Source organism: Brevundimonas sp. T2-11 (assembly GCF_055397675.1).
On the sequence record NZ_AP027920.1, the window covers coordinates 1,467,654 to 1,488,609 of the forward strand.

The 20,956-nt window shown below is 66.6% G+C and carries 19 protein-coding genes and 2 tRNA genes; 11 read left to right on the plus strand and 10 right to left on the minus strand.

The window, feature by feature from the left end:
- Positions 1-24: 24 nt before the first annotated feature.
- Complete coding sequence (gene uvrA, locus ACZ5XO_RS07330; RefSeq protein WP_464164608.1) at positions 25-2,964, minus strand: excinuclease ABC subunit UvrA; 2,940 nt, start codon at positions 2,962-2,964, stop codon at positions 25-27.
- 100 nt (positions 2,965-3,064) lie between these two features.
- Positions 3,065-3,589: a group III truncated hemoglobin gene (locus ACZ5XO_RS07335; RefSeq protein ID WP_464164609.1), complete on the minus strand. Its 525-nt coding sequence runs from the start codon at positions 3,587-3,589 to the stop codon at positions 3,065-3,067.
- A gap of 125 nt (positions 3,590-3,714) precedes the next feature.
- Here ACZ5XO_RS07335 and ACZ5XO_RS07340 point away from each other — a divergent pair, with 125 nt between their 5' ends.
- Positions 3,715-3,852, plus strand: a complete 138-nt coding sequence (locus tag ACZ5XO_RS07340; RefSeq protein ID WP_313104888.1) for a hypothetical protein — start codon at positions 3,715-3,717, stop codon at positions 3,850-3,852.
- Entirely contained in the window at positions 3,818-5,398 is a 1,581-nt protein-coding gene (locus ACZ5XO_RS07345) for an ABC-F family ATP-binding cassette domain-containing protein (protein ID WP_464164610.1), read from the plus strand. Before ACZ5XO_RS07340 ends, ACZ5XO_RS07345 begins: the two co-directional genes overlap by 35 nt.
- A gap of 349 nt (positions 5,399-5,747) precedes the next feature.
- Here the strand turns inward: ACZ5XO_RS07345 and ACZ5XO_RS07350 are convergent, their stop codons facing one another.
- From ACZ5XO_RS07350 to ACZ5XO_RS07365, 4 genes are all read right to left on the minus strand, one after another.
- On the minus strand, positions 5,748-7,334 hold the full coding sequence (locus ACZ5XO_RS07350; protein ID WP_464164611.1) for an EAL domain-containing protein: 1,587 nt from the start codon (positions 7,332-7,334) through the stop codon (positions 5,748-5,750).
- A 63-nt stretch (positions 7,335-7,397) separates the two neighbouring features.
- The gene (locus ACZ5XO_RS07355) at positions 7,398-7,838 is read right to left on the minus strand and encodes a flagellar basal-body protein FlbY (protein ID WP_464164612.1); all 441 of its coding nucleotides are present in this window, start codon (positions 7,836-7,838) and stop codon (positions 7,398-7,400) included.
- A complete protein-coding gene (locus tag ACZ5XO_RS07360) occupies positions 7,835-8,140 on the minus strand; it encodes a rod-binding protein (protein WP_464164613.1) in 306 nt (101 codons plus the stop codon). The genes ACZ5XO_RS07355 and ACZ5XO_RS07360 overlap by 4 nt, the downstream gene beginning before the upstream one ends.
- The gene (locus tag ACZ5XO_RS07365; RefSeq protein ID WP_464164614.1) at positions 8,140-9,258 is read right to left on the minus strand and encodes a flagellar basal body P-ring protein FlgI; all 1,119 of its coding nucleotides are present in this window, start codon (positions 9,256-9,258) and stop codon (positions 8,140-8,142) included. Before ACZ5XO_RS07365 ends, ACZ5XO_RS07360 begins: the two co-directional genes overlap by 1 nt.
- Before the next feature lie 181 nt (positions 9,259-9,439).
- On the opposite strand from ACZ5XO_RS07365, the gene ACZ5XO_RS07370 reads away from it, so the two are divergent.
- From ACZ5XO_RS07370 to gltX, 3 genes are all read left to right on the plus strand, one after another.
- Positions 9,440-9,865: a flagellar assembly protein FliX gene (locus tag ACZ5XO_RS07370; protein WP_464164615.1), complete on the plus strand. Its 426-nt coding sequence runs from the start codon at positions 9,440-9,442 to the stop codon at positions 9,863-9,865.
- 197 nt (positions 9,866-10,062) lie between these two features.
- The gene (dksA, locus tag ACZ5XO_RS07375) at positions 10,063-10,458 is read left to right on the plus strand and encodes an RNA polymerase-binding protein DksA (RefSeq protein ID WP_207826901.1); all 396 of its coding nucleotides are present in this window, start codon (positions 10,063-10,065) and stop codon (positions 10,456-10,458) included.
- Between the two features lie 94 nt (positions 10,459-10,552).
- Positions 10,553-11,887, plus strand: coding sequence for a glutamate--tRNA ligase (gene gltX, locus ACZ5XO_RS07380; RefSeq protein WP_464164616.1), 1,335 nt, complete (start codon positions 10,553-10,555; stop codon positions 11,885-11,887).
- A gap of 78 nt (positions 11,888-11,965) precedes the next feature.
- Here the strand turns inward: gltX and ACZ5XO_RS07385 are convergent, their stop codons facing one another.
- Both ACZ5XO_RS07385 and ACZ5XO_RS07390 read right to left on the minus strand, forming a co-directional pair.
- On the minus strand, positions 11,966-12,259 hold the full coding sequence (locus tag ACZ5XO_RS07385; RefSeq protein WP_464164617.1) for a CC_3452 family protein: 294 nt from the start codon (positions 12,257-12,259) through the stop codon (positions 11,966-11,968).
- 117 nt (positions 12,260-12,376) lie between these two features.
- A complete protein-coding gene (locus ACZ5XO_RS07390; RefSeq protein WP_464164618.1) occupies positions 12,377-12,982 on the minus strand; it encodes an LOG family protein in 606 nt (201 codons plus the stop codon).
- 82 nt (positions 12,983-13,064) lie between these two features.
- Between ACZ5XO_RS07390 and ACZ5XO_RS07395 the strand changes: the two genes are divergently transcribed.
- The 3 genes from ACZ5XO_RS07395 to ACZ5XO_RS07405 all read left to right on the plus strand — a co-directional run bounded on the left by ACZ5XO_RS07395 (position 13,065) and on the right by ACZ5XO_RS07405 (position 17,234).
- Entirely contained in the window at positions 13,065-13,805 is a 741-nt protein-coding gene (locus ACZ5XO_RS07395) for a hypothetical protein (protein WP_464164619.1), read from the plus strand.
- Between the two features lie 376 nt (positions 13,806-14,181).
- Positions 14,182-15,600 (plus strand): GH39 family glycosyl hydrolase, encoded by a 1,419-nt coding sequence (locus ACZ5XO_RS07400; RefSeq protein WP_464164621.1) that lies wholly within the window; start codon positions 14,182-14,184, stop codon positions 15,598-15,600.
- Positions 15,597-17,234, plus strand: coding sequence for a family 43 glycosylhydrolase (locus ACZ5XO_RS07405; RefSeq protein ID WP_464164623.1), 1,638 nt, complete (start codon positions 15,597-15,599; stop codon positions 17,232-17,234). Before ACZ5XO_RS07400 ends, ACZ5XO_RS07405 begins: the two co-directional genes overlap by 4 nt.
- A gap of 129 nt (positions 17,235-17,363) precedes the next feature.
- On the opposite strand, the gene ACZ5XO_RS07410 is transcribed toward ACZ5XO_RS07405, so the two are convergent.
- Positions 17,364-17,438, minus strand: a tRNA-Asn gene (locus ACZ5XO_RS07410).
- 110 nt (positions 17,439-17,548) lie between these two features.
- Here ACZ5XO_RS07410 and ACZ5XO_RS07415 point away from each other — a divergent pair.
- Positions 17,549-18,370: a TrmH family RNA methyltransferase gene (locus ACZ5XO_RS07415; protein ID WP_464164625.1), complete on the plus strand. Its 822-nt coding sequence runs from the start codon at positions 17,549-17,551 to the stop codon at positions 18,368-18,370.
- Positions 18,371-18,418: 48 nt separating this feature from the next.
- Here ACZ5XO_RS07415 and ACZ5XO_RS07420 read toward each other — a convergent pair.
- Positions 18,419-18,492, minus strand: a tRNA-Cys gene (locus ACZ5XO_RS07420).
- A 134-nt stretch (positions 18,493-18,626) separates the two neighbouring features.
- Here ACZ5XO_RS07420 and ACZ5XO_RS07425 point away from each other — a divergent pair.
- Together ACZ5XO_RS07425 and ACZ5XO_RS07430 are read left to right on the plus strand one after the other, a co-directional pair.
- Complete coding sequence (locus ACZ5XO_RS07425) at positions 18,627-19,256, plus strand: protein-L-isoaspartate O-methyltransferase family protein (RefSeq protein WP_464164627.1); 630 nt, start codon at positions 18,627-18,629, stop codon at positions 19,254-19,256.
- Between the two features lie 138 nt (positions 19,257-19,394).
- Complete coding sequence (locus ACZ5XO_RS07430; protein ID WP_464164629.1) at positions 19,395-20,876, plus strand: TolC family outer membrane protein; 1,482 nt, start codon at positions 19,395-19,397, stop codon at positions 20,874-20,876.
- The last annotated feature ends 80 nt before the right edge of the window (positions 20,877-20,956 follow it).

A 20,956-nucleotide genomic window follows, 5' to 3' on the forward strand; every position in this document is an offset into this window, starting at 1 on the left:
CAGAGAGACGCCTGACCGGTCCGGTCAGGCGCTCTTGCGGGCGCGGGTCTTCTTTTCGGCTTTCTGAACCTCGGGCAGGGCGGCCACGCGGGCCTTGCGGCGCTCCTCGTGGCGGTCCAGCACCTCCTTGAGGTACTTGCCGGTCCAGCTGGCGGGGTTGGCCGCGACCTGTTCCGGCGTGCCGAAGGCCACGATTTCGCCGCCGCCGTCGCCGCCCTCGGGACCGAAGTCCAGCAGGTAGTCTGCGACCTTGATGACATCCAGGTTGTGCTCGATGACGACGATGGTGTTGCCGTTGTCGACCAGTTCCTGAAGCACCTCCAGCAGCTTGCGCGTGTCCTCGAAATGCAGGCCGGTCGTCGGCTCATCGAGGATGTAGAGGGTCTTGCCCGTGGCGCGCCGCGCCAGCTCCTTGGACAGCTTGACCCGCTGGGCCTCGCCGCCGGACAGGGTGGTGGCCGGCTGGCCGACCTTGACGTAACCCAGACCCACGCGCTCCAGCGTCAGCATCTTGTCGCGGATCGAGGGCACGGCGTTGAAGAAGCGCGCGGCCTCTTCAACCGTCATGTCCAGAACATCGGATATGCTCTTGCCCTTGAAGACAATTTCCAGGGTTTCGCGGTTGTAGCGCTTGCCCTTGCAGACGTCGCAGGTGACGTAGACGTCGGGCAGGAAGTGCATCTCGATCTTGATGACGCCGTCGCCCTGACAGGCCTCGCAACGGCCGCCCTTGACGTTGAAGCTGAAACGACCGGGACCGTAGCCGCGCGCCTTGGATTCCGGCAGGCCCGCGTACCAGTCGCGGATCGGATTGAAGGCGCCCGTATAGGTCGCCGGGTTCGAGCGCGGGGTGCGGCCGATGGGCGACTGGTCGATGTCGATGACCTTGTCGAACTGTTCCAGCCCCTCGATGCGGTCGAAGTTGGCGGGGGCGTCCGAGGCGTTGTGCAGGCGGCGCGCGGCGGCCTTGTAGAGGGTCTCGATGGTGAAGGTGGACTTGCCACCGCCGGACACGCCGGTGACGCAGGTGAACAGGCCGACGGGGATCTCGCCGGTGACGTTCTTCAGGTTGTTGCCGGTGGCGCCGCTGATCTTCAGCATCCGCTTGCGGTCGACCGGGCGGCGGCCTTCGGGCGGCAGTTCGATCTCGCGCGCGCCGGTCAGATACTGGCCGGTCAGCGACTTCGGGTTGGCCATCACCTCGGCGGGCGTGCCCTGGGCGCAGATTTCGCCGCCGTGGACGCCGGCGGCCGGGCCCATGTCGATGACGTAGTCGGCGGTCAGGATGGCCTCCTCGTCATGCTCGACCACCAGGACCGAGTTGCCGAGGTCGCGCAGCCCCATCAGGCTTTCCAGCAGACGGGTGTTGTCGCGCTGGTGCAGGCCGATGGAGGGTTCGTCCAGCACATAGAGGACGCCGGTCAGGCCAGAGCCGATCTGCGAGGCCAGGCGGATGCGCTGGCTCTCGCCGCCCGACAGGGTGCCGGAACTGCGCGACAGGCTGAGGTAGTCCAGCCCGACGTTGTTCAGGAAGCGCAGCCGGTCGGTGATCTCCTTGAGGATGCGGCGGCCGATCTCGCGCTGCTTGTCCGTCAGGTGGTCGTCCAGGGTGGTGAACCACAGATAGGCCTTGGAGATCGACAGCCAGCTGATCTCAGCGATGTCGGTGCCGCCGACCTTGACCGCCAGGGCTTCGGGCTTCAGGCGCTTGCCGCCGCAGACCTCGCAGGGGGTCTCGGACTGATAGCGGCCCAGCTCCTCGCGGACCCAGGCGCTGTCGGTCTCGCGCCAGCGGCGTTCGAGGTTGGGCAGGACGCCTTCGAAGGCCTTGGCGACCTCGTATTTGCGGGTGTTGTCGTCATAGACGAACTTGATCTTCTCGCCGCCCGAGCCCTGCAGGATGACCTTCTGGGCCTGTTCGGGCAGGTCGCGCCAGGCCTTGTCCATCGAGAAGCCGTAGTGCTGGGCCAGAGACTGCAGGGTCTGAGTGTAGAGCGGCGAGGGGCCGCGCGCCCAGGGGGCGACGGCGCCCTTGTGCAGGGTCTTGTCGCGGTCGGGGATCACCAGATCGGCGTCGAAGGCCAGCTTGACCCCCAGGCCGTCGCAGGCCGGACAGGCGCCGAAGGGGTTGTTGAACGAGAACAGCCGCGGCTCGATCTCGCTGATGGTGAAGCCCGAGACGGGGCAGGCGAACTTCTCGGAGAAGACGATCCGGCGCGGCTCTTCGCCCTCGGCGGCGTTGGCCCATTCCGCCGTGGCGATGCCGTCGGCCAGCCCGAGCGCGGTCTGGATGCTGTCGGCGTAGCGCGGCTCAAGACCTGCTTTGGTTACAATGCGATCCACGACGATATCGATGTCGTGCTTGAACTTCTTGTCGAGCGCCGGGGCGTCCTCGATGGCGTAGAATTCGCCGTCGATCTTCAGCCGCTGGAAGCCCTGACGCTGCCACTCGGCCATTTCCTTCTTGTACTCGCCCTTGCGGCCACGCACGACCGGCGCCAGCAGCAGGAGACGCTCGCCGTCGGGCAGGGCGGTCAGCTTGTCGACCATCTGGCTGATAGTCTGGCTCTCGATGGGCAGGCCGGTGGCGGGCGAATAGGGCACGCCGACGCGCGCCCACAGCAGGCGCATGTAGTCGTGGATTTCGGTGACCGTGCCGACGGTCGAGCGCGGGTTCTTCGACGTCGTCTTCTGTTCGATGGAGATGGCCGGAGACAGGCCCTCGATCAGGTCCACGTCCGGCTTGCCCATCAGTTCCAGGAACTGGCGCGCATAGGCCGACAGGCTCTCGACATAGCGGCGCTGGCCCTCGGCGTAGATGGTGTCGAAGGCCAGAGAGGACTTGCCCGATCCCGACAGCCCGGTCATCACGACCAGCTTCTCGCGCGGGATATCGACGTCCACGCCCTTGAGGTTGTGCTCGCGGGCGCCGCGAACGCGGATGAAGTTGTGCTTTTCGGTCATGGAATCCGGGAACGCGGAAGACCCCGGAACGGTCCGGGGCGACGACGCTATATGGGGATCAATTCGTCCGAAACAGCAAGAACAATATGAGAACTTTCGTTCAGTCGTCGGGCCTCCTGGCGGGGTCGGGACGGCGGTAGCGTTCGCCGGGGCCGACCAGGACGCCGTTGGCGTTGGCGACGCCCAGTTCCAGGCTTTCGGCGATGCGGCGGGCGCGGACGATGAAATGGTCGGCGGCGACGGGCGGGCAGAGATCGCGGGCGGTCTCTTCGAAAATCTGCAGCCAGCGGTCGAAGTGGCGGGCGTCGATGGGCAGGGGCAGGTGCTTCGGCATGGGCCGGCCCTGATAGACGCCGGTGGACAGGGCCACCGAGGACCAGAAGAGCTTCATCTGTTCCAGGTGCGGCCCCCAGTCGTCGATGCGTTCAGCGAAGATCGGGCCGATGAAGTCGTCATCGCGAACGCGGGCGTAAAAGCCCTCGACCAAGGCGTCGATCAGGGCCTCGTCGATGCCGGTCTGGTCCCGGATTCGCTGGACGGCTTCGGCCCGGCGGGCGGCGGCCTCGGCGCGGTCGGGGGCTGGGCGATCGATGCGGAAGGCGACAGTTCGGTCAGGCGAGCTCATGGCATGAAGATAGGGGCTCGGCGCCGCATCGCAAAAGCGCTGCAGGAGAATTGGGGTTGCGCTGCGAAAGATCAGCACCCATCCTTCTAACCAGCCAACGTATTTGACGAGGAGGCACGACGATCATGATCAGCGCTCTGGAAATCGGTTTCGCCCTTTCCGCTCCGCTCTTCGTGCTCGCCTATGTCCTCGCTCAACCCAAGCCCAAGCCCGTCCGCATCCGCACTCGTGACGCTCAGCAGCGTCGCGGCCCGCACGCCTGACGGTCACACCCTATTCGATAATCTGAGCCTCGCCTTCGGGCGCGAGCGCACGGCCATTGTCGGCCGCAACGGCGTGGGCAAGACCACGCTGCTGCGGCTTGTGGCCGGTCTGGCCGAGCCCGTCGAGGGCGCGGTCGTGCGCGCCGGGACGGTCGGCTGGCTGGCCCAGACCTATGAACCCGCGTCCGGCGAGATCGTAGCTGGGACCCTGGGGGCGGCTGAGCCTCTGGCCCTGCTGGCGCGTGTGCTGGCGGGCGACGGCTCGGTCGAGGACATGGCCGAGGCGGACTGGACGCTGGAGACGCGGCTGGACGAGGCGCTGGCCCAGGTCGGACTGATGGGGCTCGCGCTGGATCGCCCTACGGCCAGTCTGAGCGGCGGCGAGCAGACGCGGCTGCGGCTGGCGGGGTTGATGCTGGCGGCGCCCGATCTGATCGTGCTGGACGAGCCGACCAACCATCTGGACGCCGAGGCCCGGGCTCTGGTGGCCGAGGTCGTCGGGCGCTGGCCCGGCGGGGTGTTGACGGTCAGCCACGACCGGGGCCTGCTGCGGCGGATGGACCGGATCGTCGAGCTGTCGAGCCTGGGGGCGCGGACCTATGGCGGCGGCTGGGACCTCTATGTCGAGCGGCGGGACGCGGATCGAGCGGCGGCGGAGCGCGACCTGGAGAGCGCCGAGCGCGAGGTCGGGCGCGCCGCGCGCGAGGCGCAGACGGCGCTGGAGAAGAAGGCGAAGCGCGACAAGGCGGGGCGGGCGCATCGGGCGGGAACGTCCGATCCCAAAATCCTGCTGGACGCCAAGGCGCAGCGGGCTGAGGAAAGCGGCGCGCGCGAGGGACGGCTGGCCGAGCGCCGCCGCGCCGAGGTCGAGGCGCGACTGGTCGAGGCGCGTGAGCGGGTCGAGCGGGCGCGGCTGCTGTCCGTGCCGATGCCGTCGACGGGGCTGGCGGCGGGCAAGGTGGTGCTGGCGCTGGACGAGGTCGAATGGCGAAGTCCCGAGGGGCGGCTGATCGTTGGGCCCATGTCGCTGCGGCTGACGGGGCCGGAGCGGGTGGCGATCACCGGGCCGAACGGGGCGGGCAAGACGACCTTGCTGAGGCTGATCTCGGGCCAGTTGCAGCCGACGGCCGGGCGGATCGATCGGCCTGTGACGGCGGCCCTGCTGGATCAGGCGGCGGCGATCCTGAAACCGGATGAGAGCCTGATCGAGGCCTGGCGACGGCTAAACCCGGAAGGGACGCCGAACGACGCCCATGCGGCGCTGGCGCGCTTCCTGTTCCGCAACACGGCGGCGCACCGGATGGTGGGGACCCTGTCAGGCGGCGAGCGGCTGAGGGCGGCGCTGGCCTGCGTCATGACGGGGGCGCGACCGCCGCAGTTGCTGATTCTGGACGAGCCGACCAACCATCTGGATCTGGACTCGATCACGGCCATAGAGGCGGCTCTGGCGGCCTATGACGGGGCGCTGGTGATCGTCACCCATGATCGGGACTTCATGGACAATGCGGGGGTCGATCGGGAGGTGCGGCTGGCGTGGGCGGATTGATCAGGTGGGGTGAAGATCTGAGCTGCTGGGGCAATCGGCGGGGCGGCATTATATCCTTCTCCCGATGGGAGAAGGTGGCCCGAAGGGACGGATGAGGGTTCTCGTTTGCCGTCGGCGTAAGCCGTTGCGCCACGGCTTGCGCCGACTGAAAGCACAGCCCCTCACCCTTTCGCCTTGCCGATCGCTGGGCTCTCGGAGGCTCAAGCCCTCTCCCGCCGGGAGAGGGACGTAAAGACTGAGGTGTCAAAGACCGTCGCTAGTGTGGCGCGGGCTGCGACCCAGGCTGGTCAAAGGGCTCGCGGCGTTCGCAATCCCTGAAATTTGCTGGAATTCAGCGTGTGGAAATAGGTCAGCCCCAGGCTTCGACCACGCCTTGCCGGCGGGCGCGGGGGGAGACGGGGCCGATCGTGACCGGCTCGGCCTCGGCGCGGCCGAAGAGCCAGCCCTGGCCGTAGTCGACGCCGAGGGCCTGAAGCGCCTGGGCGGCGTCCTCGGTCTCGATCATTTCGGCGATGGTGGTCATGCCCAGGGAGCCGCACAGTTCCACCAGGTGGCCGATCAGGGTGCGGGTGCGGGTATCGCCGTGAATGTCGCGCACAAAGGTCCCGTCGATCTTGACCGCATCGACCGACAGGCCGCGCAGGTAGTCGAAGGCGGCGGATCCCGCGCCGAAGTCGTCGATGCAGACCTTGATGCCGGCATCACGCAGGGCGCCGAGACGTCGATTGGCGGCGGCTATGTCGGCCACGGCGGCGGTCTCGGTCACCTCGACAATCAGGCGTTTGCGGTTGTCTGGCTCGGAAGCCGTCATCTTCAACAGGGCCGAGACATAGGCGTCATTGGCCAGAGAAGCGCCCGAAACATTGATGGCGATCTTGAGCAGTCCTGATCCGGGTTGGCGCAGGCGGTGGACGATCTTTTCGGCCACGGCCAGGTCAAAGCTTTCGATCAGGGCCAGTTCCTCGGCCATGCGAATGGCGGGCGCGGGGCCGCCCGAGTGTCCGAAGCGGGCCAGGGCCTCGAAATGGTGCACGGCGCGCGTCTTCAGATCGACGATGGGCTGATAGAAGAGGGCGAACTCCTTTTCGCGGACGATGCTTCGGAAGCGATCGGCGTCCTTGAGCGTGCGCGAGAGCGAATCGGCGAAACTGAGCTCGGGCTGTACGGCGTCGTCCTTGAGACAGCCCTCGATGGCGAAACGCATGGCGCGCAGGGCGCACAGGGCGTCGGAACCGACGGCCGTTTGACTGGCGCGCGAGGTCAGGGTCAGGCCTTCGGCCAGGCCGGCCTCGCGGACCTCGGCCTCCAGGTCGCGATCATCGTCGGCCGCCTTGATCAGGGCGTAGCGATTGGCCGTCAGCTGGCCGGCGCTGACGCCGTCGTGTGAAGCGGCTTGCAGGCGGGCGCCGATGCGGGCGGCGACACGTTCATGGGCGCCGTCGTTGGCGGCGCTGAGCCCCTGGACCTCGATGAAGGCCATGGCCAGGCGTTGCAGGGCGGCGCCGGTCTTGCCGCTCAGGCCTTCGCGAGCCAGGGCCAGGAAGCCCTCGGCGTCGGTGAGGGGGCGAGCTTCAAGCGTGTCGAGGACGAAGGGCTCGCCCTGCCAGGTCAGGGCGCAGGACACGGCGGGGGCCAGGTCAGGCAGGATGAAGGCGCGGAACAGGGCGCGGCGCACGCGTCCGTCGCCGCAGTCGGCAAGAATTTCCAGCGGAAGGCTGCGCACGCCGCCGGTCAGGCCCTGAAGCGCCGCCAGAACCGCTTCGCGACTGGAAAACGACAGCAGATCCACGAAGGGGCGGCCGATCCAGCCGGCTGTCGACTGCGCCGCCGTCGGCCCGGCGCCGAGGGCGAAGCTGACCACGTTCTTGTCGTTCACCTCGACGAGGGCGTCGGCGGCGGCGAAGGCGAGACCAAGAAGGCGGGATTTCAGGTTCATGGACCGATTGTGCGGGCGCGGCTGTTAAGAAAAGGCAGATCGACCCCGGTTTCTTTGGCGGGGTCAGGCCTTGCGGTTAAGAGCCACGGCGCGGCCGTCGCCCTCGGTGGCGCGGCCCGAGGCGCCGTAGCCGACGCCCTGGGCGCGGGCGCCCGCGACCTCGGCGGCGATGGTGCGCACCAGACCTTCCGAGACCTGGCGGGCGGCGTCGACGGTCGAGGCGTGCTCGGCCAGGACGGTCTCAAAGGCTTGCGTCGCGGAAATCAGGGCGTCGCGGAGATCGACTGGAATGACCGTCAGGAAGGCGGGCGCGGCCTTGGCCTGGGCCGACTCGCGGCGATAGAGGTTGGCCAGTTCCTGGGTCTCGGCCATGCCGGAGGCGACATCCTGGGCGCGATGGGCGCGGAAGGCGGCGCTTTCGGCGGCGAGACGCTCGGTCAGGGCCTGGGTCAGGTTGATCAGCTGGCGGGCGCGCAGGGTGGATGTCTCGACGTCGGGGGTCACGCGGCTTGTTCCTGCATCTTGAGCATTTCGGACATGACGGTGTCGGCCAGGCCGATGCCGCCTGCCTTGACCGTCTGCTTGGCCATGGCGTCCAGCAGGAAACTGCGCCAGGTGGCCTCGCTGCTGCCGCCGCCAAAGGCGCCGTCGGTCTCGAGGCCTTCGAACATGGGCTTGAACATCTGCGACAGGAAGCTGGCCTCGAATTCCTCGGCGGTCTTGCGCATCTGCTCGGGCGACTGGCCGCGCTGGAGCGTCGGGTTGAGCGGGTTCAGGCCGTTGGCGGCGATGGGCAGAGCGTCCATTACATGACCTCTATGTCGGCTTGCAGGGCGCCGGCGGCCTTGATGGCCTGCAGGATGCTGATCATGTCGCGGGGGCTGACGCCGAGGGCGTTCAGGCCGTTGACCAGGGTCGAGAGCGAAGTTCCGCCGTTGACGATGCGCATCTGGCGGCCGGTTTCTTCTTCAACCGAGATATTGGATTGCGGCACAACGACGGTCTGGCCGCCTCGGCTGAAGGGCTCGGGCTGGCTGACCAGAGGGTTTTCCTGGACCGAGACGGTCAGATTGCCCTGGGCGATGGCGACGGTGGAGATGCGCACGGCGTCGCCCATGACGATGACGCCGTTGACCTCGTCGATGATGACCTTGGCGGGGGTGTCGACCCGAACCGGCAGGTTCTCGACGCGGCTGACGAAGCCGGCCATGCCCATGGTCTGGGGCGCACGGATGGCGACGACAGTTCCGTTCTCGGCGAAGGCGCTCTCGGGATAGGACTGGTTGATGGCGGCGGCGACGCGCTGGGCCGTGGTGAAGTCGGGGTTGCGCAGCGTGAGCCGCACGATGGGCATGGCCGACAGGTCGAAGCCGGTCTCGCGCTCGACAACGCCGCCCGAGGCGATGCGGCCGGCGGTCGGCACGCCGCGCGTCACCGAGGAGCCGGAGCCGCCCGAGGCCGATACGGCGCCGGTCTGGACCGAGCCTTGCGCCACCGCATAGATTTCGCCGTCAGCGCCTTGCAGGGCCGTGACCAGAAGCGTGCCGCCCAGCAGGCTCTTGGCGTCGCCCATGGCCGAGACGGCCACGTCCAGGCGCGAACCCGGCGTGGCGAAGGGCGGCAGGTCGGCGGTGATCATGACCGCCGCGACGTTCTTGGTGTTCAGGTTGGCGCCGCGGATGTTGACGCCCTGGCGCTCCATCATCCCTTCCAGCGACTGGCGGGTGAAGGGCGAGTTGCGAAGGCTGTCGCCCGTGCCGTTCAGGCCGACCACCAGGCCGTAGCCGACCAGTTGGTTGGAGCGGACGCCTTCGATCGAGACGATGTCCTTGATGCGCGACTGGGCCTCGGCCGCAGTCGGCGCCGTCGCCAGAATCAGGGCGGCGGAGGCGGAGGCGAGGAGGGCGGTGAGCAACTTCTGCATACGACAGACGTCCTGTTGAGGCGTTCGCGATTAACCATGCGAAGTTCGTGCCGTTGGAAATATCTTTTAATTTCAACGACAGGTCAGGGGTGGGTGTGATGGCGGCGGCAGTTTCTGCCGGGGCGTTAACCAAGCGGTGACGGTCGTGGCCGATGGTCCGGACTGATCGGGAGCATGGATCATGAAGGTCACCGGCCCCTCGGGCGCTACATCATCGCAAGGTTCGCGTCCTGCCAGGGCGGCGGGAGGCTTCAGCTTGCCCGCCAGCGGGGGAGCGTCGGGTCCGGCATCGGCCGCCGCCACAAGCGCGGCGTCCAGCGTCGCCGGGGTCTCGGCCTTGATGGCTCTGCAGGGCGTCGAAGACGTGACCGAGCGTCGGCGTCGGGCGATCCGGCGAGGCGGGGGCCTGCTGGATCGGCTGGACGAGCTGAAACTGGCCATGCTGAACGGTCAGGACGGGGCGCCGGCGCTGGAGCGTCTGGCCAGGTCCTTGCGCGAGGAACGGCCGGATGAGGCCGATCCGGGCCTCAAGGCTGTGCTGGATCAGATCGATCTGCGCGCCGCTGTGGAAATGGCCAAGGTTGAGGCTGCGCGGGCGCGAGTTTGAGGCCCGATGCGCCGACTGCGGGCAATTTGCCACACCTCCCGGTCGTTAATGAAGCTTTGCAAGATCACGGACACGCGAATGTCGTTGCCGCGACTCTCCACCTTGCCTATACGGCCCATGCGCCGCAGGGGGGCGCAGACAACTTGAGCGTGAGTGCGATGAACGCATTAGCGTCTGTGATCGAGGGGGAGCCGGTCATGTACCGACCCACCGACGACGAGCCGTTTATGAACGAGCGGCAGCTGGCCTATTTCAAGGCCAAGCTCCTGGCGTGGAAGGATGACATCCTTCGCGAGTCCAAGGGCACTGTCGTAAATCTGAAAGCCGAAACCGAGAACCATCCGGATCTGGTGGACCGTGCCTCGTCGGAATCCGACCGGGCGCTGGAGCTTCGGACCCGCGACCGACAGCGCAAGCTGATCTCCAAGATCGACGACGCGCTGCGCCGGATCGAGGATGGTTCGTACGGCTACTGTGAAGACACCGGCGAACCGATCGGCCTGGGCCGGCTGGAAGCCCGCCCGACGGCGACCCTGTCGGTCGAGGCCCAGGAGCGGCACGAACGTCGCGAGCGGGTTCACCGCGACGATTGATCGCCAGGTTCGGCGATTGAATGGACGGATCGACTTGACTTGACGGGACGGCGGCGCGACCAAGCCGCCTTCCTATCGAGGTCGTTGATCCCCCATGTCCGTCAAGGTTCGTTTCGCTCCGTCTCCCACGGGTAGGCTGCACGTCGGCAATGTCCGCACCGCTCTGGTGAACTGGCTGTTCGCCAAGGGACAGGGCGGCTCGTTCGTTCTGCGTATCGACGACACTGACCTGGCTCGCTCGACGCAGGAGTTCGAGGACGGCATCGAGACCGACCTGACCTGGCTGGGTCTGGTCTGGGACGAGCGCTACAACCAGTCCAAGCGGTTCGACCGCTATGAGGAAGCCGCCGCGCGGCTGAAGGCGTCGGGCCGTCTCTACGCCTGCTATGAAACCGCCGAAGAGCTGGATCGCCGCCGCAAGGTGCAGCTGTCGCGCGGCCTGCCGCCGATCTATGACCGCGCCGCGCTGGACCTGACCGACGCCGAGAAGGCCGCCTATGAGGCCGAGGGGCGCCGTCCGCACTGGCGCTTCAAGCTGGAAGGCAAGCGCGTCGCCTGGGAAGATCTGGCGCGCGGCCACGCCGAGGTGGACACCGCCTCGATGTCGGACCCGGTGCTGATCCGCGAGGACGGCCTGTTCCTCTATACGCTTCCTTCGGTCGTCGACGACATCGACATGGACATCACCCATATCATCCGGGGCGAGGACCACGTCACCAACACCGGGGCGCAGATCGAGATCTTCGAGGCCCTGGACGCCAAGGTTCCCGGCTTTGCCCACATGCCGCTGCTGGTCGGCGCCGACGGGACGGCCCTGTCCAAGCGTCTGGGTTCGCTGTCGATCAGCGACATGCGCGATCAGGGCTATGAGCCGATCGCCATCACCAGCCACCTGGGCAAGATCGGCACCTCGGACAATCTGGAAATCGCGGCCTCGGTCGAGGCCCTGGGCCAGGCCTTTGCCTTCTCCAAGATGGGCCGCTCGCCGGCGCGTTACGACACCGCCGATCTGGACCGTCTCAATGCCCAGGCCCTGCACGGCCTGACCTATGCCGAGGCGCAACCGCGCTTGGCGGCGCTGGGCGTCGATCTGGGCGAGGGCTTCTGGGAGGCCGTGAAGCCCAACCTTAACAAGTTCGCTGACGCGGCCGAGATGGCGAAGATCGTCACGGGCCCGGTCACGCCGGTGATCGAGGACGCCGCCTTCGCCGCCGCGGCGCTGGAGGTTCTGCCCGAGGTCATCGACGCGGGCGCCTGGTCGGCGTGGACGACGGCGGTGAAGGAGAAGACCGGGGCCAAGGGCAAGGGTCTGTTCATGCCGCTGCGTCTGGCCCTGACCGGACAGGCGCACGGCCCGGACATGGCGGCCATGGCGCCCCTGATCGGTCGTGACGCCATCGTGCGCCGCCTGAAGGGCGAGGCGGGCTGAGCCTTCAGTTCCTGCCGGATACAAGAAAGGCCGCCTTCTCGCGAAGGCGGCCTTTTTCGTTTCAGCGAAGCGGCTGGATCAGCCGGCGTTGCAGGTCGCCAGGGCCTGCTCGTCCAGGGTTTCGCCCTTGTAGCTGAAGGCGGTGACCGGGCCGAGTTTGGCGACGACGCGGCGGCAGGCGCGAGCGGCAGGCTGACTGGTTCCGCCCGAGGCGGTGCAGGACGCGCCTTCGCAGCGCCAAGCAGCGCCGTCGACGATGACGCGGCCGGTCGGGGCCTTGGCGGCGTCCGCCAGGGTCAGGCTGGTGGCCGGGGCGTTGGCGAAGGCAGGGGTGGCCGCGAACAGAAGGGCGGCGGCGAGAAGAGCACGCATGGACAGGTCTCCGGTATGGGCAGGGCGCACGCCCTTGTGACGCCATAGTCCGTTTTTTAAAAAAACTGTCAATGCAGTTTTGATGTAACGGATCGACGTTTAGTGACCTACGTTTACTTACCGACGATCATGTTTCAAGTGCGGCGTATTCTCCGCCAATTTCATGGCGGCGACGGCCTCCTCGACCGTGTCGACGCTGATGTAGGCGTCCAGGAAGCTGGCGGGCGTCATGCCTTCGCGCACGCTGTGACGGATCAGGGCGAAGTAGTTTTCCCAGAAACCGTTCAGGTTCAGGAAGATGACCGGCTTGGCGTGCAGATCGAGGCGTTTCCACGACAGCAGCTCGATGGCTTCTTCCAGGGTGCCTATGCCGCCGGGCGCCACGACGAAGACGTCGGATTGATCGTACATCAGCTGCTTGCGCTCGTGCATCGAGGTGACGACTACGGTCTCCACGTCGTCGAACAGGCGCTCGCGGCTGCGCAGGAAGGCCGGCATGATGCCGACCACGCGACCGCCCGCTTCGTGCGCCGCGCGCGCCGAGGCGCCCATCAGGCCCACGCCGCCGCCGCCGTAGACCAGACGCCAGCCGGCCTCGGCCGTCGCCTTGCCGAAGGCGCTGGCGGCCTGGACGTACTGCGGATCAGCCCCGTCGGACGAACCGCAGAACAGGCAGACCGAGCGGCCTTCGAAGGGAGCGATGTTGGCGGGCGGTAAAGACATGGGGCCTCGATACAGGAAGGAAGACAGGGCGGCGTCGGCCGCGCTATCTGAGGGATATAGGCTTATCGCTACGCGGGTCAGGATGAAACGTCGGATTGTCGTCGCATGGATCGGCGCCGCATTGGCGGCGGCGAGCTGTGGAGCGCCGGTAGAGCGCTCACAGGGAGAGGCGACCCGTCAGGACGACGGCTGGACGGCGGCTCCACGGATCAAGGCTGTGGAACGCCATGGTGCGTCATTGATCGTCCGCGGCGACGCGCCTTCAGGCTCACGCGTGGTGCTTCGCGACGATCAGGATGCGGCCTTCGCGGCCGGCGTGGATGGTTCGGGACGATTCGAATTGCGGATTAGCGGCCTGGACGCCGCCATGTTGCTGGCTCCGGAGGTTCAGGTCGGTCAGTTTCCCGCGCCAGGGCCGGAACGTTTGCTGATCACGCCGTCTGGCGACCAGGCCTTGGCGGCCTTGCTGATCGAGGGAGGACCGAGTCGGCGTCTATCGCCGGGTCCTGTCCTCGATTCTGTCGATGATGACGGCAGGGGGCTGCTGGCGTCGGGACGTGCGCCGTCGGGGACGCGGGTGGTCGTGTCATCGGCTGGCGTCACGGCTGATGCCGTGGCGGACGCCAGCGGACGCTGGACGGCCTTGCTGGCGGGAGCGGGTCATCGCGCTGATTTTGTTGAAGTCGCCGGCGTGAGGTTCGATTATCCGGGACCTGCGGGTTTGGACGAGGTGGGGCGAATAGAGAGGGCGGGAGCAGGGTGGCGTTTGACGCGCGCCTTCTCGGCCTCGGCGCGTCAGACCACCTGGTTCCCTGACGTCTGATTTTGGCCTCTGCTGGTGATTTACGCTTCATTAACCAAACCGGCGGATCAACAGCATGTCTTCTTTTTCTTGAGGACACCCACCATCACCGAACGACTTTCAGCCCGGCGCCTTTGCGTCGGGCTTTTTTTGCATCGGGGACAGCGCTGAGGTTTTTCGTATCCGTTGCGACCCGGGTTTTTTCGCGTTACCTGTAAAAATATAATCACAGGTGAGGTTTGTGGTGGCGGGGGCGATCAGGCGGTCAATCACGGGACTTCTGGCGACGGGTCTTCTGGCGCTCTTCGGGCATCAGGCCGTGGCGGCGGAAGCGCAGCTGCGGATCATAGCCGTCGATGTTTCAGCGCCGTCGAAGCCCCGGGATCGAATGGCGGCCATGTCGGTCGGATCGGACTATCCGGGCACCCTGATTCGCGCGGAAAGCCTGTCGCAGTTGCAGACGGTGACCGATGAACTGGGTTTCCGTTACATCCGATTCCACGATGTCTTTCACGATGAAATGGGCGTCTATCGGGAGGTGGAAGGACGGCCGGTCTACGACTGGAGCCGCATTGACCAGCTGTATGACCGGCTTCTCGGCATGGGCGTCAAACCCTTCATAGAGTTGGGTTTCACGCCGGACGCCATGAAGTCCTCGGACCAGACGATTTTCTACTGGAAGGGCAATACATCGCATCCGCAACCGGAGAAGTGGTCGGGGTTGATCGATGCATTCGTGCGGCATCTGATTGAGCGCTATGGCGCCGAGGAGGTTCGCACCTGGTATTTCGAGTTCTGGAACGAGCCCAACCTCGACGGGTTCTGGGAAGGGGCGGACCAGGCGGCCTATTTCGACTACTACGCGCGCACTGTTCGCGCGATCAAAGCGGTGGATCCGAGTTTGAGGGTCGGAGGCCCGGCCACTGCGGGGGCGGCCTGGATTCCGGAGTTCCTGGCCTATGCCGACCAGCATGCTCTGCCGGTGGATTTCGTCACCACCCATACCTACGGCGTCGAGGGCGGATTCCTGGATGAGAGGGGTGAGGGGGACAACAAGCTGTCGCGCAATCCGGACGCTGTGGTCGCCGACGTGCGCAAGGTGCGCGCCGAGATTCAGGCCTCGTCGCGACCCGACCTGCCGCTGTTCTTCACTGAGTGGAGCACCAGCTACAATCCGCGCGATCCGATCCATGACGACTATTTCGGCGCCTCCTACATCCTGACCAAGCTGCGTGAGAGCGAGGGGCTGGCCCAGGGAATGAGCTACTGGGCGTTCAGTGATCTGTTTGAGGAGCCTGGACCGCAGACCCGTCCGTTTGACGGGGGATTTGGGCTGATGACCCCGCAAGGTGTCCGCAAGCCGACCTTCTTCGCATACAAGTACCTAAACAGCCTGGGCGATGCGGAACTGCCGACGGGGGATGCGCAAAGCATCGCGACTCTGAAGGGCGACCTGGTCCAGGTGCTGGCCTGGCGGTACGAACTGCCGGAGCAGCCGATCAGCAACCGACCCTTCTTCCGTCAGGTGCGTCCGCCGGCGCCCGCTGCGTCGCTGGAGGTCAGGATCGCCAACCTGAGACCGGGGCGGCACAGGGCGACCGTCCGCCGGGTCGGCTTCAAGGCCAATGACGCCTATACGGCCTATCTGGAAATGGGCGCGCCCGCCGCCTTGAGCCACGATCAGCTGCAGCACCTTCAGGCGCTGACGCGGGATGAGGCGGAAGCGCATGAGATCGCGGTCGACGCGGACGGTGTCGGGCGATTGCGGTTGCCCATGTCGATCCATGATGTGGTGATGATCGAGGTCGCGCGATGAGCCTGATCCGCCGCAATCTCTTCAAGGGCGCCCTGGCGGGGGGCCTGGCTTCAGCCTTGCCCGCGCGCGGCGCTCTCGCGGACAGCGCCGATCGGTCGCCGGGGCCGGCGCGCCAGTGGGGCGTGGGCGCGGAGGGGCAGCGCAAGGCCGACCTTGGCAACGGTCTTTTCCAGAACCCCGTGGTCGCGGGCGACCACCCTGATCCGACCATCCTCAAGGACGGCGACGACTACTACATGACGTTTTCGTCCTTCCTGTCCTATCCGGGTCTGGTCATCTGGCATTCGACCGACCTGGTGAACTGGGCGCCGCTCGGACCGGCGCTTCATGCCTGGCTGGGCGTGATCTGGGCGGTCGATCTGGTCAAGCACGAGGGGCGCTACTTCATCTATATTCCGGCCGATCCGAATGATGAGGGCTGGTCGATCTTCGTCATATGGGCGGACGACATCCGCGGTCCGTGGAGCGATCCGATCGATCTGAATATCCGCGGTTGCATCGATCCTGGCCACGTCGTGGGTGAGGATGGACGGCGTTATCTCTTCACCAACGGCATCCGCAAGATCCGGCTGACCGACGACGGCCTGGCGACCGACGGCGAGTTGGAGCACGCCTATGCGCCGTGGCGCTATCCGGACGACTGGGTGGTGGAGAACTTCGCGCCGGAGGGGCCGAAGCTGCTGCGGCGCGAGGGATGGTTCTACCTGATCACGGCGGTGGGCGGCACCGCCGGGCCGCCCACCGGCCATATGGTCATTGCGGCCCGTTCCCGCTCGGTCCACGGACCCTGGGAGGATTGTCCTCATAATCCGCTTGTTCGCACGACGAACACCGCAGAGCCCTGGTGGTCGCGCGGGCACGCCACCCTGGTCGAAGGGCCTGCCGGCGACTGGTGGATGGTCTATCACGGCTATGAGAACAGCCGTCGGACGTTGGGGCGCCAAACCCTGCTGGAGCCGATCGTCTGGACGGACGACGGCTGGTTCCGCGCCGCTGGAGGAGACCTGTCGCAACCTCTGGCAAAGCCGCGTGGGGGGCGTATCGGTTCTTCCGCTCCGGCCTTGAGCGATGATTTCACCACAAGCCGCATGGGCGTTCAGTGGGCCTTTCACGGGGATCGAGAGGCGAGCGGTCGGGCCGCCTATGTGGAAGGCGGGTTGCGGCTGACGGGGCAGGGGACGTCGCCTTCGGATTCGGCGCCCCTGGTTTGCGTCGTGGGCGACCCCGTTTATCAGGCCGAGATCGAGATCGAACTGGAAGGGGAGGCCGAGGCGGGGCTGCTGCTGTTCTATAACCCCAAGGCCTATGTCGGCGTCGGCTTCACCCCGACCCAGCTGAAGACGTTTCAGTTTTCGGAAGAGCTGGTCTGGATGCGGTCGCCGAACACCAGCCGGCGAATCCGCTTCCGGCTGCTGAATGTCGATAATGTCGTCACCTGGTTCCATTCGCATGATGACGGAAAGAACTGGATCAGAAACGAGATGCGCATGGAGGTGTCGGGCCTGCACCACAATGTCTTCGGCGGGTTTCTGAGCCTGCGTGTCGGGGTTTATGCGGCGGGCGCCGGGCGGGCGATCCTGCGTGACTTCCGCTATCGCGCTGGTGAGGCTCTGGCGTCTTCTCTCGGTCGCTAGGAGCGATCGGGCTAGAGGCGCGGCGAGGCGGTCCGCGTGACCCGGAAGTCAGTCGCGCGCGCTTCAAGATATTGGATTTTCTGGAGATGAAGCAGGTTCAGAAAGCTGAACCTGAATACTCCCCCCGAGTGGCTCCGCGGGTAGGATTCGAACCTACGACCAGCCGATTAACAGTCGGCTGCTCTACCACTGAGCTACCGCGGAACATCCCCTCGGGGGAGGCCGCCGTATAGCAGCGCCTTTTTGATTCATGCAACGGATAAAGTGCAGAAAACGCCGAAATTTATTCACCGGGCTGGGCTAAGAGGTTCGGCATGAATCTGATCCGTGTTCTCGATGCCGCCGATCCTCGCATTTCCGCCTTTCGCGACGTGAAGGAGCGTGACCTGACCGGTCGTCAGGGTCTGTTCGTGGCCGAGGGCGAGGTGGTGTTGCGGGTCTTGGCGTCAGGGGTGTCACGGTGTGAGCCTGTGGCGGTGCTGATCGCGGAAAAACGGCTGGAGGCTCTGCGCGGCGTATTGAAAGGTCTGCCGGAGGATGTGCCGGTCCATACCGCGCCGCAGGACGTGCTGGACGGAATCGCGGGGTTTCATCTGCACCGGGGTATTCTGGCCCTGGGCCGCAAGCCCGCGCCGCTGGCGCTGGAGGGGTTCCTGGACGGTCTGCCCGAGCGCGCGGTGGTGGTCGGCGCCTGCGGCATCGGCAATCACGACAACATGGGCGGCCTGTTTCGCAATGCGGCGGCGTTCGGGGCGGCGGGGCTGCTGCTCGACGCGACCTGCTGTGACCCCTTCTATCGCAAGGCGATCCGGGTCTCGGTGGGGGCCGCGTTGCGGACTCCTTTTGTCGAGGGCGTGACGGCGGCGGCCATGGTCAAGGCGCTGAAGGCGCGTGACTTCGAGGTTCTGGCCCTGACCCCTTCGGCGGCCGAAACCCTGGGGCGGCTCAAACCGGCGCCGCGCACGGCGATTCTACTGGGGTCGGAAGGTCCGGGACTGCCGGCCGAGGTGATCGCCAGCTGCCGGCCGCTCGCGATTCGCATGTCGGGCGGCTTTGATTCCCTGAATGTCGCCGCGACCAGCGCGGTGGCCCTGCATCACCTGACGACGGCCCCAGAAGCGCTCGAGGCGTCCTAGAAGCGCCCCGGGGCGGGGAAGGAGGAGTATTGTAGGGTTAGCTCGCGATGGAGGCCTGACCGGGAATCGAACCCGGGTGCAAGGATTTGCAGTCCTCTGCGTCACCACTCCGCCATCAGGCCGTATGGGTCTCGAAACCGAGCCCCGAACCATCGCGAGGGGCGTCAGCTATCAGATCGGATTGTCGGCTGCAACGCACGGACCTATAAGCGCCGCAGATTTATTCGCTTACGCCGCCCTGAAGGACTTCGGAACCATGGATTTCGCCGCTGCACGCAAGGTCATGCTGGACTCGCAAGTCCGGGTGAACGACGTCACGGACCGCGACCTGCAGGCGGCTTTCGGCGCTGTCGAGCGCGAGCGCTTCTGCGCCGCCGACCGCGCTTTCTCGGCCTATGCCGACATCGAGCCGGAAGTCGCGGGCGAGCGTCGACTGATGCTGCCGCGTGATCTGGGCAAGCTGATGCAGGCGCTGGACGCCCGTGCGGGTGAAAAGGCCCTGGTCCTGGCCGGGCCTTACGCCGCCGCCGTTCTGGCGCGCATGGGCCTGACCGTGACGGCGCAGGATTCGGATGCCGCCGTGTTCGAGGTCACGGGCGCGGCCCTGGCCGATGAAGGCGTGTCGACCGTGGTCGCGCCGCTGGGCCAGCCGCACGGCGAGGGCTATGACCTGATCGTCAGCGAGGCCGCCGTGCCGGCCCGTCCCGAATCCTGGATCGCCGCCCTGCGTCCCGGCGGCCGTCTGGCCGTGGTCGAGCGCGCCGGTCCGGTCGGCAAGGCCGTGCTTTATGTGCGGGGTCGTGAAGGCGTGTCGCGTCGTGAATTGTTTGACGCCATGCCGCCGGTTCTGACCGAGCTGATTCCCGAGCCCGCCTTCGCGCTGTGAGGCTTGGTTCGGGCGCGACGGAGACGCGCTGCATCTGCGTGAAAAAAACTTAACTGGCGCAGGGCGGGCAGAGTCTCCAACTACGCCATTCAGGCATTACGGGGCGCGCCGTCGGGGGCGTCAGGCAGGAACAGGTTCATGTTGAAACGCTCTCGCGCGCTCGCTTCGGTCGCTCTCATCGCTCTCGCCGTGGGGGCTGTGGCCGCTCCGGCCGGCGCCGAGACCCTGCAGGAAGCGATTGGTCTGGCCTATCGCACCAATCCGACCCTGCTGGCGCAGCGCGCCAACCAGCGAGCGCTGGATGAGACCATTGTTCAGGCCCGCTCGGGTCTGCGCCCGACCATCAGCGCTTCGGCCGGTGTCGACTACAGCCGCGTGGACGCCGACGCCCTGGGCGTGGTGGAGGGTGACAGCGCCACCGCCAGCATCAGCCTGTCGCAGAACATCTGGACGGCTGGCCGCACCGCGCGCGGCATCGACGCCGCCGAGGCCAATGTCCGCGCCGGCCGCGAAAACCTGCGTGAAGTCGAACAGCAGGTGATGACCTCGGTTATCCAGGCCTACGCCGACGTGGTGCGGGACATGGAGATCCTGCGCATCCGTCAGGAAAACATCACCGTCCTGCGTCGCCAGCTGGACGAATCCAACGCCCGCTTCGAAGTGGGCGAGATCACCCGCACGGACGTGGCTCAGTCGGAAGCCCGTCTGGCCCAGTCGGACGCTGATCTGGCCAATGCCCAGGCCCAGCTGTCGGTATCGCGCGCCGCCTATGCCGCCGTCGTCGGCCAGGCGCCGGCCAATATGACCGCCTTGCCGGTGCTGCCTGGGTTGCCGACCGATTTCGACGCTGCGCTGGATGTCGCCCTGGTCGAGAATCCGGGTGTTCGTGCTGCGGCCTACGCCCTGGAGGCCGCCGAGGCCAATGTGGCGGCGGCGCGGTCCGAGTATCGACCGTCGGCGCGGCTGACAGCCTCTTATGGCGGCACGGCCAATGACTTGTCGGCTTTTGACCTGACGGATCGCACCAGCTTCACCGCCGGCGCCACCGTTTCGGTGCCGCTGTTCACCGGCGGCCTGAACCGTTCGCGTGTCGCCCAGGCGCTGGAGCGCGCCAACGCCGCCCAGATCGGCGTCGAGGGCGAGCGTCGCACGGTGCTTCAGAGCGTCAGCTCGGCCTATGCCCAGACCGTCGCCGCCAGCTCGACCCTGCAGGCCGGCCAGGAAGCCGTGCGCGCGGCCTCGGTCGCCGCGGAGGGCGTGCGTCAGGAGGCCCAGGTCGGTCTGCGCACCACCCTGGATGTGCTGAACCAGGAGCTGGAGCTGCGCTCGGCCCAGGTCACCCTGGCCAGCGCCCATCGCAATCAGTACGTGGCCCAGGCCCAGCTTCTGGCCGCCATGGGCCGTCTGGGCGGACCCAACCTGGATCCGGCGATCGAGGTTTATGACGCCGAGGCCAACTACAATGCGGTCCGCAACCGTGGCGGTCTGCCGTGGGACGGCGCGGTGGAGGCTCTGGATCGCGTCGCTTCGCCGAGCATTGTTCCGGCGGCCGACGTCGAGGATGCGCCCATCGACAACCAGCTGAAGAGCGAAATCGTCCGCACCGCTCCCGGAAATTGAGCCGGGATTAGCCTGACAGGCGAAAAACGTCCGTTGATTCCGACGGGCGTTGGTGCGACGACAGAGGCAAGGGGAGGGCG